This is a genomic window from Photobacterium sp. ABD4_091 (assembly GCF_056160145.1).
The window spans coordinates 18005-35721 of the sequence record NZ_JBSWWQ010000010.1 but is presented as its reverse complement, the minus strand read 5'-3'; the positions used below and the strand labels follow the sequence as shown (position 1 = coordinate 35721).

17 protein-coding genes are annotated in these 17717 nt (G+C 47.8%); 3 read left to right on the top strand and 14 right to left on the bottom strand.

Annotation, left to right across the window (positions count from 1 at the left end):
- The first annotated feature begins 45 nt into the window (after positions 1-45).
- Together allE and ACXAGQ_RS28770 are read left to right on the top strand one after the other, a co-directional pair.
- Positions 46-834: a (S)-ureidoglycine aminohydrolase gene (allE, locus tag ACXAGQ_RS28775; protein ID WP_475258650.1), complete on the top strand. Its 789-nt coding sequence runs from the start codon at positions 46-48 to the stop codon at positions 832-834.
- A 251-nt stretch (positions 835-1085) separates the two neighbouring features.
- On the top strand, positions 1086-2315 hold the full coding sequence (locus tag ACXAGQ_RS28770) for a pyridoxal-phosphate-dependent aminotransferase family protein (protein ID WP_475258649.1): 1230 nt from the start codon (positions 1086-1088) through the stop codon (positions 2313-2315).
- Between the two features lie 100 nt (positions 2316-2415).
- On the opposite strand, the gene ACXAGQ_RS28765 is transcribed toward ACXAGQ_RS28770, so the two are convergent.
- The 7 genes from ACXAGQ_RS28765 to ACXAGQ_RS28735 form a co-directional block, all read right to left on the bottom strand.
- Entirely contained in the window at positions 2416-3555 is a 1140-nt protein-coding gene (locus tag ACXAGQ_RS28765; RefSeq protein WP_475258647.1) for a glycerate kinase family protein, read from the bottom strand.
- A 67-nt stretch (positions 3556-3622) separates the two neighbouring features.
- Complete coding sequence (locus ACXAGQ_RS28760; protein WP_475258645.1) at positions 3623-4510, bottom strand: 2-hydroxy-3-oxopropionate reductase; 888 nt, start codon at positions 4508-4510, stop codon at positions 3623-3625.
- Positions 4511-4527: 17 nt separating this feature from the next.
- Entirely contained in the window at positions 4528-5310 is a 783-nt protein-coding gene (gene hyi, locus ACXAGQ_RS28755; protein ID WP_475258644.1) for a hydroxypyruvate isomerase, read from the bottom strand.
- A 97-nt stretch (positions 5311-5407) separates the two neighbouring features.
- A complete protein-coding gene (gcl, locus tag ACXAGQ_RS28750; RefSeq protein WP_475258643.1) occupies positions 5408-7147 on the bottom strand; it encodes a glyoxylate carboligase in 1740 nt (579 codons plus the stop codon).
- Positions 7148-7217: 70 nt separating this feature from the next.
- Complete coding sequence (locus tag ACXAGQ_RS28745) at positions 7218-7703, bottom strand: ureidoglycolate lyase (protein WP_475258641.1); 486 nt, start codon at positions 7701-7703, stop codon at positions 7218-7220.
- Positions 7704-8042: 339 nt separating this feature from the next.
- Positions 8043-8540: a peptidylprolyl isomerase gene (locus ACXAGQ_RS28740; RefSeq protein ID WP_475258640.1), complete on the bottom strand. Its 498-nt coding sequence runs from the start codon at positions 8538-8540 to the stop codon at positions 8043-8045.
- 65 nt (positions 8541-8605) lie between these two features.
- The gene (locus tag ACXAGQ_RS28735) at positions 8606-9097 is read right to left on the bottom strand and encodes a MarR family winged helix-turn-helix transcriptional regulator (RefSeq protein WP_475258639.1); all 492 of its coding nucleotides are present in this window, start codon (positions 9095-9097) and stop codon (positions 8606-8608) included.
- A gap of 90 nt (positions 9098-9187) precedes the next feature.
- Here ACXAGQ_RS28735 and ACXAGQ_RS28730 point away from each other — a divergent pair, with 90 nt between their 5' ends.
- Positions 9188-10393: a multidrug effflux MFS transporter gene (locus ACXAGQ_RS28730; protein ID WP_475258638.1), complete on the top strand. Its 1206-nt coding sequence runs from the start codon at positions 9188-9190 to the stop codon at positions 10391-10393.
- Between the two features lie 68 nt (positions 10394-10461).
- Here ACXAGQ_RS28730 and ACXAGQ_RS28725 read toward each other — a convergent pair whose 3' ends face one another.
- From ACXAGQ_RS28725 to ACXAGQ_RS28695, 7 genes are read right to left on the bottom strand one after another with little or no spacing between them, the layout of a single operon-like run.
- Positions 10462-11814: an MATE family efflux transporter gene (locus ACXAGQ_RS28725; RefSeq protein ID WP_475258636.1), complete on the bottom strand. Its 1353-nt coding sequence runs from the start codon at positions 11812-11814 to the stop codon at positions 10462-10464.
- 60 nt (positions 11815-11874) lie between these two features.
- Entirely contained in the window at positions 11875-12939 is a 1065-nt protein-coding gene (locus ACXAGQ_RS28720) for an ABC transporter ATP-binding protein (RefSeq protein WP_475258635.1), read from the bottom strand.
- A gap of 3 nt (positions 12940-12942) precedes the next feature.
- The gene (locus tag ACXAGQ_RS28715; RefSeq protein WP_475258634.1) at positions 12943-13827 is read right to left on the bottom strand and encodes a carbohydrate ABC transporter permease; all 885 of its coding nucleotides are present in this window, start codon (positions 13825-13827) and stop codon (positions 12943-12945) included.
- A complete protein-coding gene (locus ACXAGQ_RS28710; protein WP_475258632.1) occupies positions 13827-14738 on the bottom strand; it encodes a carbohydrate ABC transporter permease in 912 nt (303 codons plus the stop codon). Before ACXAGQ_RS28710 ends, ACXAGQ_RS28715 begins: the two co-directional genes overlap by 1 nt.
- 60 nt (positions 14739-14798) lie before the next feature.
- On the bottom strand, positions 14799-16061 hold the full coding sequence (locus ACXAGQ_RS28705) for an ABC transporter substrate-binding protein (RefSeq protein WP_475258631.1): 1263 nt from the start codon (positions 16059-16061) through the stop codon (positions 14799-14801).
- Positions 16058-16852, bottom strand: coding sequence for an inositol monophosphatase family protein (locus ACXAGQ_RS28700; protein WP_475258629.1), 795 nt, complete (start codon positions 16850-16852; stop codon positions 16058-16060). The genes ACXAGQ_RS28705 and ACXAGQ_RS28700 overlap by 4 nt, the downstream gene beginning before the upstream one ends.
- Positions 16836-17555, bottom strand: a complete 720-nt coding sequence (locus ACXAGQ_RS28695; RefSeq protein WP_475258628.1) for an MBL fold metallo-hydrolase — start codon at positions 17553-17555, stop codon at positions 16836-16838. Before ACXAGQ_RS28695 ends, ACXAGQ_RS28700 begins: the two co-directional genes overlap by 17 nt.
- Positions 17556-17717 lie beyond the last annotated feature (162 nt).

The following is a 17717-nucleotide window of genomic DNA, read 5'->3' as shown; positions in this document are numbered from 1 at the left end:
TTCCTTCCGGGCCCATTTTTTTAGGTGATTGATTCGAGGTATAAGATGGGATACTTAAACAACAATACTGGATATATAAATGATCTTCTTGCAACACGCGCTGTAATTAAAAAGAATAATTTTGCAATTCTTCCTCCAGACGGTTTGGTTAAAAATGTTCTGCCTGGCTTTGAGAATTGCGATTTGACTATCCTGTCTTCTCCGCAAATCGGAGCTACTTTTGTTGACTATCTTGTTACCCTCTATGATGGCGGCAATAACCGCTCTGGTTTTGGCGGTGAAGAAATTGAAACCTTCTTCTATGTTATCTCAGGGCAAGTCAGTGTCGAAGCCGACGACCAACGCCACACGCTCAAAGCTGGAGGGTATATCTACTGCCCTCCAGGAGCCCTGTTACTGATGGAAAATGCCAACCAAGGCGAAGACAGTCAGGCATTCCTCTACAAACGAAAGTACCAGCCTGTTAACGGCTATCAACCACGGTTGATCGTTAACCATCGAGATAACCTCGAAAAAATCCATTACGAAGGTATGGAAAATGTCATTGTAGAAGATTTGCTCCCGAAAGATTTAGGCTTCGACATGAACTTCCATGTTCTGACTTTCGAGCCGGGGGCTTGCCATGGCTATATCGAAACGCATGTACAAGAGCACGGTGCTTATATACTCAGTGGTGAAGGTGTCTATAACTTAGACAACAACTGGATCCCAGTGAAAAAAGGGGACTACCTTTTCATGGCGGCCTATGTTCCCCAGGCCTGTTATGCAACAGGAAGGAATGAGCCACTGAGCTACATTTATTCCAAAGACTGCAACCGAGATATTTCATTGTAATTTTCATTGTTGCGACTTAGAACGTGAAGCATCGCCTTTGGAAGCGCTTGTTTTTTATGCGCTTCCTTTTTTTAATAATAATTCGATTATCAAAAGTTTTTATAAAACAGCAATACTTCCACTTATATCAATGTTCTCATAGCATCAATCCCTATATCCTCTAGTTAAGTGCCGCCACTGTGTGACTAATAATATCTATTCAATTGTCACCGCGAAAAGCCGTAAGAATAAGATCAAGGAGCCCACAATCAATGACGATTAACAATGAACTATTTGAAACCCTAAATCCCCCTCAGCGTCTACTCATGGGGCCAGGACCTATCAACGCATACCCACGGGTTCATCAAGCTATCTCCAGCCAACTCATCGGTCAATATGACCCGGTGATGACAGAATACATGCGCCAAACCCAGCAGCTATACCGCCAGGTCTTTCATACCCATAATCCTGAAACCTTGCTCATTGACGGTACTGCGCGAGCAGGCATTGAAGCGGTATTGGTGTCTATTATCCAACCCGGTGATAAAGTTCTGATCCCCGTGATCGGTCGTTTTGGACACTTACTCTGTGAAATCGCCCAGCGTACGGGTGCCGACATCACGACCATTGATGTTGAATGGGGCAAAGTCTGCGATCCTCAGCAAGTAGAAGACGCTATTAAGCGCGTCAAACCCAAATTAGTGGCCACGGTGCAAGGCGATACCTCTACCACGATGAACCAACCCTTGGCTGAAATCGGCGAGATTTGTAAACATCATGATGTGCTTTTCTATTGCGACGCCACCGCTTCGGTCGCCGGCAATGATCTATTCGTCGACGATTGGCACCTTGATGCAGTATCCGTCGGCCTTCAAAAGTGTTTGGGAGGCCCATCAGGCAGTGCACCACTGACCCTGAGCCCAAAGTTTGTCGAGCAAATCAATCGTCGTAAGCACGTAGAAAAAGGGATCCGCGACCAGCATCATATTGATGGTGAAGAAGCGATGATCCAATCAAACTACTTCGATTTGCCAATGATTCTCGACTACTGGGGGGAAGAGAGGTTAAACCATCATACCGAAGCCACTTCAATGCTGTATGCCGCCCGTGAGTGTGCCCGTATATTCCTTGAACAAGGCCCTGCAAATGTTATTGCCCGTCACAAGCAAGCCGGAGATGCAATGGCTGCTGGCCTACAGGCCATGGGCTTGACGCTATTTGGCGACCAAGACTACAAAATGAACAATGTAGTTGGTGTCTATATTCCCGACTTGGTTGATGGCGAGAAAGTCCGCCAAGAGTTATTGACTCGGTTCGGTATAGAAATAGGAACTTCGTTTGGCCCACTTCAAGGTAAAATTTGGCGAATCGGCACGATGGGCTACAACGCCCGGCAAGAAGCGGTTTTGCATACCCTTGCTGCGCTTGAAGCTGTCCTGTTTAAACACAAAGCGCAAATTCAGCTGGGCGAGTCAGTCGCTACGGCGATGGAATACTACTGATATCAGCTATAACTGATATGACGCTAAAATCAAAAGTGCCACCTAGTCGGTGGCACTTTCTTTTTAAGCTCTAACGTATTGTTACTAGGCTATCTCGCAGTTAATTTGGCTGGTTTATCATCATCCCTGCCACCTGAAAGGCCGTTTGCGTCAGGTTTTCAGCGCCTCCGGCAAGTGCTTGAGATAAAGAACACGGCTTAGACAAAATCGAGAAACAGGCAACAATACCTACTTGGCGTAATGCGTCACATCCATCCCCTAAAGACCCCGCTAACGCTATCGTCGGGATCCCCATCGAGTGGGCTAATTTCGCGACGCCAGCAGGTGTCTTACCGCCAAGTGTTTGTCCATCTACTCTTCCCTCACCGGTAATAACCCAGTCGGCTCCTTGCAGCTTTTCTAATAGCGATACGGTTTCCGAAACAATCTCGATACCGGGTTTCAGCTCAGCCTGCATGAAAGCGAGCAAGGCTGCCCCCATACCACCAGCCGCACCAGCCCCAGGAACGTTGACAACTTGGCATCCTAGTTTCTTATCAATGCACCCCGCAAACCGGGTCAAGGCCGAATCAAGCTGCTCAACAACATCAGGCGTTGCCCCCTTTTGCGGCCCAAATATTACTGAAGCGCCCCGCACTCCAACCAACGGGTTATCAACATCGCATGCAGCCACTACCTCTACTTCAGCAAGCCGGGGATCTAAACCCTCCATATCAATGTTCGCCAACCTTGCGAGTTGGGCGCCGCCATGACCAATGGGATAGCGGTATTTATCCAGGAACTTCACGCCTAGTGCCTGCATCATCCCCACTCCGCCGTCATTAGTCGCACTGCCACCAATCGCCACAACCAACCGTTTGGCTCCGGCATCTAGAGCTGCGGAGATTAATTGGCCTGTCCCGTAACTCGTCGTCAGACGAGGGTCTCGCTGCTCTTGGGCTAGCAGCTCAATCCCTGAAGCACGTGCCATTTCAATGACAGCTGTTTCACCGTCACCGAGTATCCCGAACTCAGCTTCAACCTGCATATCTGGCAACGGTCCCATGACCTTTACCGAATGGCGTTGACCTTGAGTCGCATCCACTAACGCATCAAGTGTACCTTCTCCTCCATCAGCCATAGGAACACATACCACTTCGCAGGAAGGAATACGCCGAAGAATACCTGTTTTAATTGACTGGCAGACTTCTGCTGCGCTTAAACTCTCTTTAAATGAATCAGGGGCAATAACAATTTTCATCCACCCTCTCCTATTCTAAACACATCAGCAAAAACTACAGCGGGCACCGAGGTGCCCGCTGATTTGGTTAGCCTCTGATAGAGTGGTTACTCATATGCTCGAGTGCTTTAATCATTGCTGAATGGTCCCAGCCACTTCCATCAAGCGCGGCACAGGTATTAAACAACTCCTGCGCGGTTGCTGTATTTGGCAGGTTTAGCTGCAGTTCACGAGCGCCAGTTAGGGCAAGATTGAGATCTTTTTGATGAAGTTGGATACGGAACCCAGGATCAAATGTGCCTTTGACCATACGTTCACCATGGACTTCAAGAATTTTCGATGATGCGAAGCCACCCATCAGCGCTTCACGAATCTTGGCTGGATTTGCTCCTGCCTTTGAAGCAAACAGCAGCGCTTCACCTACCGCTTCAATATTCAAAGCGACAATGATTTGGTTGGCTACCTTACATGTCTGGCCATCACCGTTCCCCCCAACCAGCGTGATGTTTTGCCCCATCACTTCAAGCAGTGGCTTAACCTGCTCAAAGATGTCATCTCGGCCACCAGCCATAATAGACAAGGTACCCGCCTTAGCACCCACTTCACCACCAGATACTGGCGCATCAACGTACCATGCTCCGAGATCTTCTACTTTCTGAGCAAAGCCTTTAGTCGCCATTGGCGAGATCGAGCTCATGTCTACTACCACTTTTCCAGCAGCAAGCCCTTTTGCGATACCAATTTCAGAGAAAAGCACATCTTCAACCTGAGGCGTATCTGGCACCATGGTAATGATCACCTCGGCCGCTTCGGCAACCGCTGCGGGTGTTGGGCAGGCAAACCCTTTCTCGCCAAGTAGTTCAGCGGGGGCTGGCTCAAAGTGCTCAGAGAAATACAAGGTATAACCTGCGTCCTGCAGATTTTTTGCCATTGGCTTACCCATGATCCCCGTACCAATAAATCCGATATTTTTCATCCTACTCTCTCCCTTACTTAAACTAGATTAAATTCTTTGAGCCAACCCAGGCCAGCCTGAGTACCATTGGCTGGTACGTATTCACATCCAACCCAACCGCTGTAACCAATGTTGTCGAGGTGAGCGAGTAAGAATGGATAATTCAGCTCACCCGTGCCAGGCTCGTGACGTCCCGGGTTATCGGCCAACTGAACATGGCCAATGTGTTCTAGGTTCGTTTCCAACGTACGGGCAATATCCCCTTCCATGATTTGCATGTGGTAAATGTCATATTGGTAGCGAATGTTGTCAGAGCCGACATCTTCCAGAAGGCCAAGCGCTAACCGTGTATTTGAAACAAAGAATCCAGGGATATCACGGGTATTGATGGCTTCAACGACAAACGCAATACCTGCCGCTTCTAGCTGTTCGTTAGCAAACCGCAAATTATCGACAAGCACCCGGTATGCATCATCATCGGATACGTGGTCAGGTTTGATCCCCACCAGACAGTTCACCTGACGGCAACCCAACGCCTTGGCGTATTCGATTGCCTTTGGAACGCCATAACGAAACTCTTCCACCCGGTCTGGGTGGCATGCAATACCACGCTCACCAGCAGCCCAATCACCAGCAGGCAAATTAAACAGCACCTGCTGCAGGCCGTTTTCTTCCAGTTTTGCGGCAATCTCACTCGCCGGAAAGTCGTAAGGGAAGAGGTATTCCACTCCGCGAAAGCCGGCTTCTGAAGCCGCGGCAAAGCGATCCATAAAGTCCAGCTCAGTAAATAGCATTGATAAATTTGCTGCGAGTTTTGGCATGATTCGTCATCCTTACGCTGTGGCTACTTCAGCCACAGCGAATTCGAAGTAAAAATTCAGTGATCAAAAGATACGTTTTTGCGTGCAGGGTTCATCGTTAAAGATCGATGGTTTCTTCAAATTCCATCACCTTGTCGATATCAGGCCCCATAGCGATGTTCGTCACACGCTCGGTCAGTACCTCAACAACAACCGGCACCTTGTACTTCTGGAGCCACTCTTTGGCCTGCTCGAGAGCAGGGCCAATATCCTGCGGCTCGTCGACGCGAATAGCTTTACAGCCCAGTCCTTCTACAACGCGCTTATGGTCAACACCGTATTCTTTAACTTCTGGCGCATTCTGATTTTCAAAAGAAAGCTGTACACAATAATCAATATCGAATGCACGTTGCGCCTGGCGAATAAGTCCTAAATAAGCGTTGTTGATTAACACATGGATATAAGGCAGGTTGAACTGCGCCCCCACAGCAAGTTCTTCTACTAGGAACTGGAAGTCATAGTCACCGGAAATAGCCACAACTGGCTTTGACGGATCCGCTTTCACCACCCCTAATGCCGCAGGCATCGTCCAACCTAGCGGACCGGCCTGACAAGCATTAATCCAATGTCTTGGCTCATGAATATGAAGGAACTGGTTAGCTGCAATTTGCGCCAAGCCAATAGTCGAAACATAACGGGTTTCAGGACCAAACGCTTTGTTCATCTCATGATAAATACGCTGAGGCTTAACCGGCGTACAATCGAAATCTTCACGACGCAGCATGGTGCGTTTGCGTTCAGCACAGCTTGCAACCCACTCGGTTCGATCTTTCAGATCACCATTGGCTTTCATCTCTTTAGCAACTTCAATGAAAACAGACAGTGCATCGTAAGCGTCTGAGGCAATACCGAGATCAGGCGAGAAAACACGGCCAATTTGCGTTGGCTCGATATCGACGTGGATAAACTTGCGCCCTTCTGTGTAGGTCTTCAGATCACCAGTATGACGGTTTGCCCAACGGTTACCGATACCAAACACAAAATCAGACTCAAGGTATGTCGCATTACCGTATCGGTGGTTAGCCTGACAGCCCATGCGACCCGCCATTAGGGGGTGCTCGTCGGTGAGTGATCCCCAACCACGAAGCGTTTGGATCACTGGCACATTAACCAGCTCAGCAAATTCACGCAAAAGAGCCGATGCATCAGCGTTAATTATCCCGCCACCGGCAACCAAAACAGGTTTGTCAGCCTCGTTTAGCATTTCCAGCGCTTTCTTGGCCTGAGCCTTAGTGGCAGATGTCTTTGATGGTGCCATTGGCTCATAGAGGTCAATATCAAACTCAATCTCTGTCATCTGCACATCAATTGGCAAATCCAGCAGAACTGGTCCGGGACGGCCAGAGCGCATTTCATAAAATGCCTTTTGGAAAGTGCCTGGGATTTGGCCTGCTTCTCGAATCGTGACCGCCATTTTCGTAACGGGCTTGGCTATCGCTTCGATATCAACCGCTTGAAAGTCTTCTTTATGAAGTTTCGCAACCGGTGCCTGTCCGGTAATACAGAGGATTGGAATCGAGTCTGCTGATGCCGAATACAGACCAGTGATCATATCTGTTCCCGCTGGGCCTGAAGTGCCGATACACAGACCAATGTTGCCAGGTGCTGTACGGGTATAGCCTTCAGCCATGTGAGATGCTCCTTCAACATGCCGTGCCAGCACATGGTCAATCCCACCAATTTTCTTAAGAGCAGCATACATTGGATTGATAGCGGCGCCAGGGACACCAAATGCCGTATCCACTCCTTCTTTTTTTAAAATTAATACTGCCGCTTCAATTGCTCGCATTTTTGCCATAATTGTTCTCCGCCTAAAGATAGGTAAACTTTGCCACCCTAGTTAAATAGGACTTATCTATATAAATAATTTAAAAGTTGATAGTGTAATTAGAGGATAACTTCTTAACAATACAGTTATCTTCGCCCGCACGGTCTATCGTTAAAAAATCCGTTTCTTTATTCTTCGCAAATAATAAATAATGCCAAACATTACGATGATAATTTACACCTTGATTTCCATTAGTAATAAATGCGCGTAATGAAGATTCATCAATGTTTTCATCACCCTGGGCTACGATGACAATAAACCGCTCACCTTTTAATGGAAAGAAAGCTTGGCTTCCTTTCGGATGCTTTTCCAATAAATCAAACGAAATGCCATTATCAAAACCTGCCGCACGCACAATACTAATCAAAGGCTTAGACTCATCCGACACATCAATGGCACCAAGACCATGAAAGCGTTGCCCTGAACAATTGTTAATATAAAAAAAATCGGATTTATCCGTTTCAATCACATCACCAAAAGGGGCGAACGCCTCTTTCGTGAGAGTCTCCACTGTTAGTTCTCGCATAATTAAAGTTACCTAATATAATTGCCAAAAATCCCGTCTCTGATGGCAATCAAAACAGAGAATCAGGCAAAAATATTTGAGCTAGAGCACACTTTTTTTTATGACCATTTTTTTCAAACAATACAGAAATGATTGGTAAAAAAATTTATTAGTCGCTTGCTATTTATAACAACTTAATTAATCAAACCATTATTTAAAGTTAAAAAACTTTTAATATAAGTAGGAAGAAGCACGATGGAGTTAAAAATAAAATATATGGCTAGCTTGTGCTGCCAGAATATTGACCAAAAAAGCCACCTAGTCAGGTGGCTTTCTTCTAGCATCACGCTTGAGATGAGATTATGACTCTTTGATCGTCACTTTCTCGATAATGATGTCGTCCAGCGGCACATCCTCGTGGCCAAATCGGGTCATGGTCAACGCTTTGCCAATGTTATTCACCACCATCATACCCGCAGTCACTTTACCGAAGACGGCATAGCCCCAGCCTTGGTTAGTCGTCGCCGTGAAATCCAAGAAGTCGTTATCTTCAAGGTTGATGAAAAACTGTGACGTTGCCGAGTGCGGTGCATCGGTACGAGCCATCGCAATGGTGCCGATCTTGTTTTTCAGGCCGCGGTTGGCTTCGTTGACAATCGGGTCTCGGGTTGCCTTCTCTTTCATACCAGGAATGTGGCCACCACCCTGAATCATAAAACCATCAATCACACGGTGGAAAATAGTGCCCTCGTAGAAACCATCCTTACAGTATTGCAGGAAGTTCTTGGAGCTTACCGGCGCTTTATCGAAATCCAGTTCAATCTCGATATCACCAAAGTTTGTCGTTAAAATAATCATAATAATGTCTTAGCTAGATGTGCGTTGCGGGCAGTATACAAAGCTTAGCGGATACCGCAATCACCTTACTCCCAAGCAGTCAGCATTTTTTCCAGCAGACCATCGAGTAGTTGTTTCTCTTCCTTGGTAAGGACGTTGAGGCGCAGCTGATCAACCAGATGTAACTCCTGAATGATGCCATCAATCAATACTCGTCCTTCTTCCGTGAGCTGAACCAGTTTACTGCGCTTGTCCTCCGGGTTATCAACCCGATCGACAAAGCCAGCCGTAGTCACCCGGGTGAGCACTTTAGTCAAACCACCCGAGCTCAGCAGCATCGAACTGTAGAGCTCTGTCGGTGACAAACAGAACGGCTCGCCGGCCCTTCTCAAGGTGGTCAACACCCCAAAATCAGCGTGCTGGAGCGCGTGTTGGCTGATCACTTTTTCTAAATCTTGCTGAAAATAATCGTGGAGGCGGTGGATCCTAAGCTTCGGCGGCGAATATTTCTCAAACGACTCCGGCCAGTTTTGTTCGATGTTTTTCAATATGTTGGCGACAGTTTCTTGTTTTGCCATCTGCTCTCTCCTTCCTAGCCCGTTAAATATATCTTGCTGGAAAGACAAATGCTAGATATTATCTTTCTAGAAAGATAAATAAGAGGTTCTATGAATAAACACATCCCCACTTCCCTATTGCTGTTGCTTGCCGCCGTTTTTGCCCTTTCTCCTTTCGCAATCGATAGCTACCTGCCCGCCATCCCGATCATCGCCAGTGATCTAGGCGTGAACACCTCATTGGTAGCCGTCACCGTCAGCATCTATGTCCTTGGCATGGCTATCGGTCAGCTCATTGGTGGGCCTCTGTCAGATAAACTCGGCCGTAAGCCAACCATGGTGGCCGGCTTACTTCTCTTTGCTGCCGGTAGTTTCATGATGGCGGGTGTGGAGTCATTGGAAATGCTATGGGCATGGCGGGTAGTACAAGCCCTTGGCGGCGGTATTGCTGTTGTCGGTGTGCCAGCAACGATTCGTGACAATGCGGTAGGCAAAGAAGCCGCCCGTTTGTTTTCACTCATCGCGCTGATCATGATGCTGGCCCCTTCCATTGCCCCAACGGTCGGTACCTTGATCCTTCGCAGCCAAAGCTGGCACTGGATTTTCTACCTGCTCTGCTTCCTCGCAGCCATGATTGCACTCAATGCCATGGTCGTCATGCCAAAGACTAAACCGGCTAAAAAAGAAAAAGGGTCTGGTGGCTATCTATCAGTGATCAGGGAGCGCAGGGCGCTGGGGTTTCTTGTCGCCCAAGCCTTCGGCTATGCAGTACTGATGACATTTATTACCAGTGCGCCTTTGGCCTATATCGAGCACTTCGGTGTTTCGGCCGAGCTCTTTTCGGGGCTATTTATTGCCAATGTCATCGGCATTGTGATCATCAACCGAACCAATACTTTCCTGCTGCGTACCTATGAGCCATCTACTTTGCTCAAGGTCTTTCTAAGCTTGCAGCTTGTTGGTGGCATGGTGCTGATTTCCAGCCACATTATTGCACCAGAAACACTGTGGTATATCTTGCCTGGCTTCGTCATTTCCATTGCTGCCAACGGCGGTATCATGGCGAACTCAAGCGCTTGTTTCATGCGTTATTACGGTAAAAATGCAGGGGTTGCATCAGCTCTACTGGGGGCGGTGCAATATGGTGTGGGTGCGGGTGTCAGTGCGCTGGCGGCAATGCTGGGTGGCACATCACTGTGGCCGATGATCATTGCGATGGTGGGCTCAACCGTTATCGCACTAACAGGTGCGATTATCGGTGCTCGCATGGAAAGCGCTAAAGAAGAGGGTGTTGAGCAGATTGCTCAAGCCTCGTGAATATTCTGACAATAAAAGGCTGCAATCACATGCAGCCTTTTTAAGTTGTAATAGACCGTCACACCTGGCTATGCCAATTCGACCAAATACCTGCCTCGTTGGATCCGCAAATAGCTGAACACGGTTTTCAGTACTTCTTCTATCAACATGGCTACCAATACCCAGTAGATCCCCAAACCAAGCACAAAGGTAAAGAAAAAGGCTAGCGGCAAGCCGACTCCCCACAGACACCAAGTATCTTGCTTGAGGCAGTAGTTCACATCTCCGGCAGCCCGGAGTACTCCGCAAACCAAAGTAATGGTCAGCGCCTTTAAGATCAGAAAGACCACCAATAGCGGTAAGATTTGGTTCAACTGTTCGAAATGCTCAGCGGTAAAACTGGTAAACACGCTTTGGCTGTGCGGCAAGCCGACAACAGCGGCCAATGCAGTCATCACCCCCACACCAAGTGCAATATAAGTGCTGTAACGAGACAGCTGCCTAACCGCTTCGGCGTTCTTGTTGCCGATTGCATTGCCGATCAACACCGCGATCCCCATTGCAAAGCCCATAATAACGAAATTAGCCGTCATTTCGATGGTTGAAATCAGGCTAAATACCGCCAAATCATCAGTTGAAATTTTACCGACCATCGCGTGATAGCCAAAGACCCCAGCAGAGAACACCACACTGTTAATCACTATTGGCAACGCCAACTTGCACACCGGCGCCAACACCGCAACCTGGCAGGCTGACTTAATCGTCTGCCATGTTGCAAGAAGCCAGCGTTGGCGTTTATGGGTATATGCTAGCACGAGGAGCATTTCAGCAAAGGTGCTCACAGTTGTTGCAATCGCCGCCCCTTTCAGTCCCATAGCGGGGATCCCTGCAAAACCGAATATCAGTATTTTATTAAGCATGATATTGGCCGCGAACCCAATGGCTGCAATAAACAAAATAGGGGTTGTGACATGAATGGAACGCAACAACGTCGAGACGCAAAGCGTGGTTGTCATCGCGAAGCTACTAATCGCAACAATGCGAAGGTAATCAGACGTCGCAGCGATGAGTAGCGGATCACTACTCCCCAACTGAACTACCAAGCGAGGGAAAGATAGAGCCAAGGTCAAGGCAAAGCTGATCAGCAAGGTCAGTAGAGCCGAGCTTCCTGACAGTTGTCGCAACTTGTCACGGTTATTGGCGCCAAAGTACTGGGCCCCCAATATCCCCACTGCAGTCGCCAAGCCAATAGACACGATAGTAGCAATATTGAATATGCGTGCTGCCAGCCCTGCTGCTGCAACATCTTGCGGACTAAGCTGGGCCAACATGGTGACATCAACCAGCTGACGGGACGCCACCAGCAATGTTTGCAGCGCAACCGGTATAGCGATCGGCAGTGATTTGGTGAGAGTCGATTTTAAGGTGTATGTATGATTCATGGTAACGACACAAAAAAGCCAGAGGTTTCCCTCTGGCAGACAGAATGGCGCAGATTCTAGTTACGCTACATGTTGAATTGATGACGGTTCGTTGATCATTTCACCGTGATGATTAAAAAGGTGCAATGATTCAACAGGAAAGTGAACCCAACAGCTGTCACCAGTTTTGTACCGTTGCTGACCTTCAGATTTAACGGTGAGAGTCAGCCCATCTTCCAGAGCGACATACACTAGAGTTTCACTGCCCAGTTGCTCCTGGTATTTCACTTCAGCCCTCAAGACATTGTCTGTTTGAACATCAACTATCTCTAAATGTTCAGGTCGAACACCAAGCTCGGCAACTTCACCATTAACAAGTGGTATGGCTAAAGAAGAAAGCGGGCTTGATGCCTCTAACGCCAAAATATTCATTTTAGGAGATCCGATAAACCCGGCGACAAAGCGATTTGCCGGGGTATTATACAGCTCAAGCGGGGTACCAACCTGCTCAATACGCCCTTGATTAAGGACGACTATTTTATCAGCCAAGGTCATCGCCTCAACTTGGTCATGGGTAACATATATCATGGTACAGCCCTGCTGGCGATGAAGCTCCGCCAATTCCATTCGCATATGAACCCGCAGTGCCGCGTCAAGATTCGACAGTGGCTCATCCAATAAGAAAACTTTTGGTTGCCTCACCAGTGCCCGGCCAATCGCTACCCGTTGACGCTGGCCACCTGACAACTCTTTCGGCTTTCGATCTAGCAAATTATCTAGCTGTAGCATCTCGGCGGCATTGCGGATCCGAGAGTCTGCTTCAGTCTTGTTGATCCCGCGCACCTGTAGGCCGAATGCCATATTTTCATAGACTGTCATATGGGGATAGAGAGCGTAAGATTGGAAAACCATTCCGATTCCACGATCTTTTGGCGAGAGATCATTTACTACCTCGCCATCAATGAAAAGCTCTCCCTCGCTGATTGCCTCAAGACCGCAGATCATGCGAAGTAACGTCGACTTACCGCAACCCGATGGACCGACAAAGACCACAAATTCGCCATCATTTATCGTTAGGTCTATCCCTTGAATGACCTCAGTAGAACCAAAAGATTTTTTGACATGATTAAGAGTTAACTGAGACATAAATTATCCTTTTACTGCGCCCATCGTCAGGCCAGATACAATGCGTTTTTGAAAGATCAGCACCAAAATAATCAAAGGGATGGTGACAATAACCGATCCCGCATTAATCATTCCCCAAGGGATTTCATGCTCGCCACTGCCCGACATCATTGCGATCGCCACAGGCACAGTCCGTTTGCTATCAGTGATGGCAAATGTCAGGGCGAACAGGAATTCATTCCAGGCGGTAATAAAAGCCAGCAAACCGGTTGTCACGATCGCAGGCGACATCAGTGGCAAAAAGATTCTGCGGATGATGGTGACAGAGCCCGCCCCATCAACAATGGCCGCTTCTTCCAATTCATGGGGGATTTGACGGATAAAAGTCGTCAACACCCACACGGTAAACGGCAAAGTGAAGATCATGTAAGAAAAGACCAGCCCTGGCAGGGTATTGTATAAACCCATTGTACGGATCAATTCGAACAATCCTGTCAGTACGGCAATCGACGGGAACATAGACACTGACAGAATGGTGATTAATATAAGATTCCGGCCACGGAAGCGAATACGGCCAAGGGCATAGCTCGCCGTCACACTGAGTAACAGGGAAACCAGGACCACCGATGTCGCTACAAGCAGGGAGTTGAGGATGTTCCGGCCAAAATTTTGGTTTTCAAAGACGGAACGGTAGTTAGTTAAATCAAAAGCCTCTACCCACAAGCTTGGGTAAAACAGGGCAGTACCGGATTTCAGCGATGACACGACAGCGTAATACAGGGGAAAAACCGAGAAGCTAAAAATCGCCAAGACCAAGCCATAAAATGCCACTTGCTTAGACCATTGCCTCCAACGTGATTGCTTCGCTATATGTCCCACTGCTGTCTGAGGTATAGAAAGTTCACTCATTACTGCTCCTCAAACTGTTTTCGATTAAATGCAAGGTAGCCAATGGTGACTAAGGCAACCATGAAGAAAAGTAGCGTCGAAGCAGCACTGCCATAACCCGCCGCTTGAAAATCAATCATTTGCTGCCGTGCGTAGGAGGCCATTGACATGGTATGTTCATTGTTCGGTGTCAGCACATAAACAAGATCAAACACCCTCATGCCATCCAGAATCCGGAACACGACAGCTACAGTGATCGCCGGGGCTATCAATGGCAGAGTAACCTTCCAAAAGACCAACCAACCAGGGATCCCATCGACCTTCGCTGCTTCATAACAATCACGCGGCACCATCTGTAACCCGGCGAGCACCAGCAAAGCCATAAAGGGAGCACTGCGCCAAACTTCAATCAGGATAATCGCATGCATCGCCAAGCCCGCATCGGCCGTCCAAGCCAGAGGCACATCGAGCCATCCCCAGCGCATCAGGATCTCATTGAGGATGCCGAACTGATCATGAAGGATCCAAGCCCACATCTTGGCTGAGATAATCGAGGGGATCGCCCAGGGGATCAGAACAGCAGCACGCAGCAGTGTTCGTCCTTTGAACGGAGTATCAAGAACCATAGCGATCACGATGCCGAGGACGGTAGTAAAAAAAACCGAAACAACCGTAAAATAAAAAGTATTGCCGACAGCATTCCACCAAATAGAGTCCGCCAAAACGCCGTACCAGCTACCGCCATAATTAACCAGGTAGTTTTCAAAGCCTATCCACGCCGGAATATGGAACGCATCGAGGCGGGCATCCGTCATCCCCAGCCAAAAGGTTCGCATCAGAGGCCAACCGGCCACCATCGCTAACACCAGCAGCATTGGCAGAACAAACAACCAAGCCGACATCACTCGGCTCTGATGTAAATTCAATTTCATTGTAAAATCCATTATTGCTGCCCCAACTAGGCAGGGCAGCTAATTCAATATAATAGGTGATTACCAGCGGCCACCGCGTGACAGTTGCATCAAGCGGCCTTCAACATCATTGAGGGCTTCTTCAGCGGTTTTGCGACCTGATAATGCATCATGGGCAGCGTTATAGACGTAGCTTGATACCTGGTTGTAATGACTCCCCGTCACGGTTGACGGACGGACGGTCGCATTGAGGACAATATCTTCCATCATGCCGAACAACGGGCTCGCTTGTTGAACCTCTTCATCCTGATAAACTGCCAAGCGGGTCGGGCCATAACCTGCTGCAATCGCTCGACGCTTCTGCTCTTGGTATGAGGTTAGGAACATCACCAGATCGGCCGCTTCATCTTGGTTCTCTGAATAACGAGAGACGGCAAGCTGCCATCCACCAAGGGTGGCGGCATGGACTCCGTCATCAGCCCCTTTCGGCATCGGTGCAACACCAACTTTTCCTTTGATCACACTGTCATCAGACTGGGCCAGGTTATAGGCATATGGCCAATTGTGCATGAATACCGCATTGCCCGACTGGAACACCCCGCGAGAGTCTTCAACCGCATGGTTAAGTACACCCTCAGGAGAAATCGTGCCAATCCAGTCTCGGGCCATTTCCAGTGCATCGCGAGATACTTGATTATTGATAGTGATCTTGCCGTCAGATTCGACAAAGTTACCGCCATTGAATGCCTGTACCCACTCAAGGAAGTTATAGGTCAGCCCCTCATAGGCCCTACCCTGCCAAACATATCCCCACATCCGATCATTACCGGATTGACGCTCTTCATCCATGATCAACTTCGCCGTCTCAGCCATCTCGTTATAGGTAGTCGGAACTGGCTTGTTGTATTTATCGAGCAAGTCCTGGCGGTAGAAGTTCAAGATAGAATCAGCAAACCATGGCATTGCCACCAACTGATCGCGGTAGGTATTGTTTTCTACCAGTGCAGGAATAAAGTTCTCTGTTTCTTTTCCTGCATAACCAGACAGATCGATAAAATGGGATCCCAGAATGCCCGGCCAAATCACATCTATTTGATACACATCGACATCTTTCGCCTGGCCTGACAACAGCTGCTGATACATTGCCAAACGGTCAGTTGAGGTGTTCGGTGTCGACACCACATTCACGGTATGACCAGTTTTTTCAGACCAACGTTCAACACCCTCCTGACAGATTTGCAGCTCCATACCTTGCGAGCCACATGCAATCGTGATCTCTTTTGCCATTAATGTTGAACTAAACCCTGCTGCTATCAAAGAGGCAGCCAATACGACATTTTTCATTCCTTGCTCTCCGCATATGTTCCGATGTGGGGAAGTACGTCACTTAATTTCAATTGATTGTTCAGGGCGTAGACTTCACACCCGGTAAAGATTTCTTTTTCATTTGCTTCAACCGTCTGTCCACCAGCTTCTGCGACGATTAACACTCCGGCTAGGAAGTCCCAGCTATTGAGGAAACGTTCGTAATACCCGTCGATACGGCCGCACGCGGTATGCGCGAGGGATAAGGCTGCTGACCCAAAGCGGCGGTAATCTGCATCTTTGCTCCTCAACCCTTTGAGGATCACGTCATAGCTGAACCCGCTGTACCAAGCGTGTCCGATCCCCAACACAGCTTGCGAAGGCTCGTTGGTTTTGCTGCAAAAGATCTTTTCGCTGTTGCACCAAGCCCCCAGCCCTTTTTCGGCATAGAACAGTTCATCCCTGACCGGGTCATACACAACGCCGAACTGGGTTCCAGAATGATCAACCCATGCCAATGAAACCGACCAGAAAGGGATACTCCGTTTGAAGTTAGTGGTACCGTCAATGGGGTCAATGACCCAAATCGGAAACCCTTTTTCATCAGTGCCAAGCTCTTCACCCAGAATATTATCTTGAGGAAAGGCAGCTTGTATTTGCTCGCGAATATGGCGCTCAACAGCAAAATCGGCTTCGGTGACCCAGTTATGGGGTCCTTTGGATTCAGTCACTAACGTATCGACTTTTAACTGATAACTTAGCGCTAATTTTCCTGCACTACGTGCTATCTCACGTGCTTTATTTAGCCTGTCATTAAACATGTTCATCATTAATTTCAATTACCTGATCGGACATTAATAGTTGGATAGCTTGCTCATTAGCAGGATGTATTAATTTGCCTCTATCGTTCTCATTAAAGTGATAGAGATATATTTCACCCGGTACCTTTTTCTTTATTTCTATCAATTCATTTAATGACGCATGACCGGAACCACCATTGCAGATGTCAGCACACTCATGGAAAATCACTCTGGCTTTATTCATCATTGACATTGAAGCAAGGCTCGGCTTCCCGTCACCACTGATGAACAATGTCTCCTCCAGCAGCAACGAGTAGTTACTTACTCCATGGATAGTCTTGGCAACACACCAACTCACGTCGTTAAACTGCTGGTCTTGAATATCTGACCAGTTAATTTCAAATGGGATTTTTGGCTCATATTGGGTTCCAAACTGGATAAGCCCATGCAGTAAAGGCTTATCTTTCGCCTGACAAACAATAGTGATAGGTTTATCCCTTCCAGCAGCGCACCAGTAATTCATCAATGTCGCCAACCCTGCACAATGATCAGAATGGGTGTGGGAGAAATAAATAACATCGATGCCGTCAGCCAATTGTTTTTTCCATAATTGCTGCGGTACGGTTGGCCCACAATCAAATAACCAAGTTTGACTTTTCAGCACAATAAGAAAGGATGAGTTGGGTGATTTTGCATCGAAAGCATCCCCCGTCCCTAATACCGTCACTTTCATCGTATTTTCTTGCTTAGCTTTCCTGCCAAGTCCTTATTCAAAAAGATTGAAAAGAAGAATAAAGGTAAAGCAAAGATGGTTGGTGACAGAGTGATGAAATATGACAGTGGTTTTCAGCCAAACTGTCACATTAGTGCCAACAAGTACCAATACGATGTCACA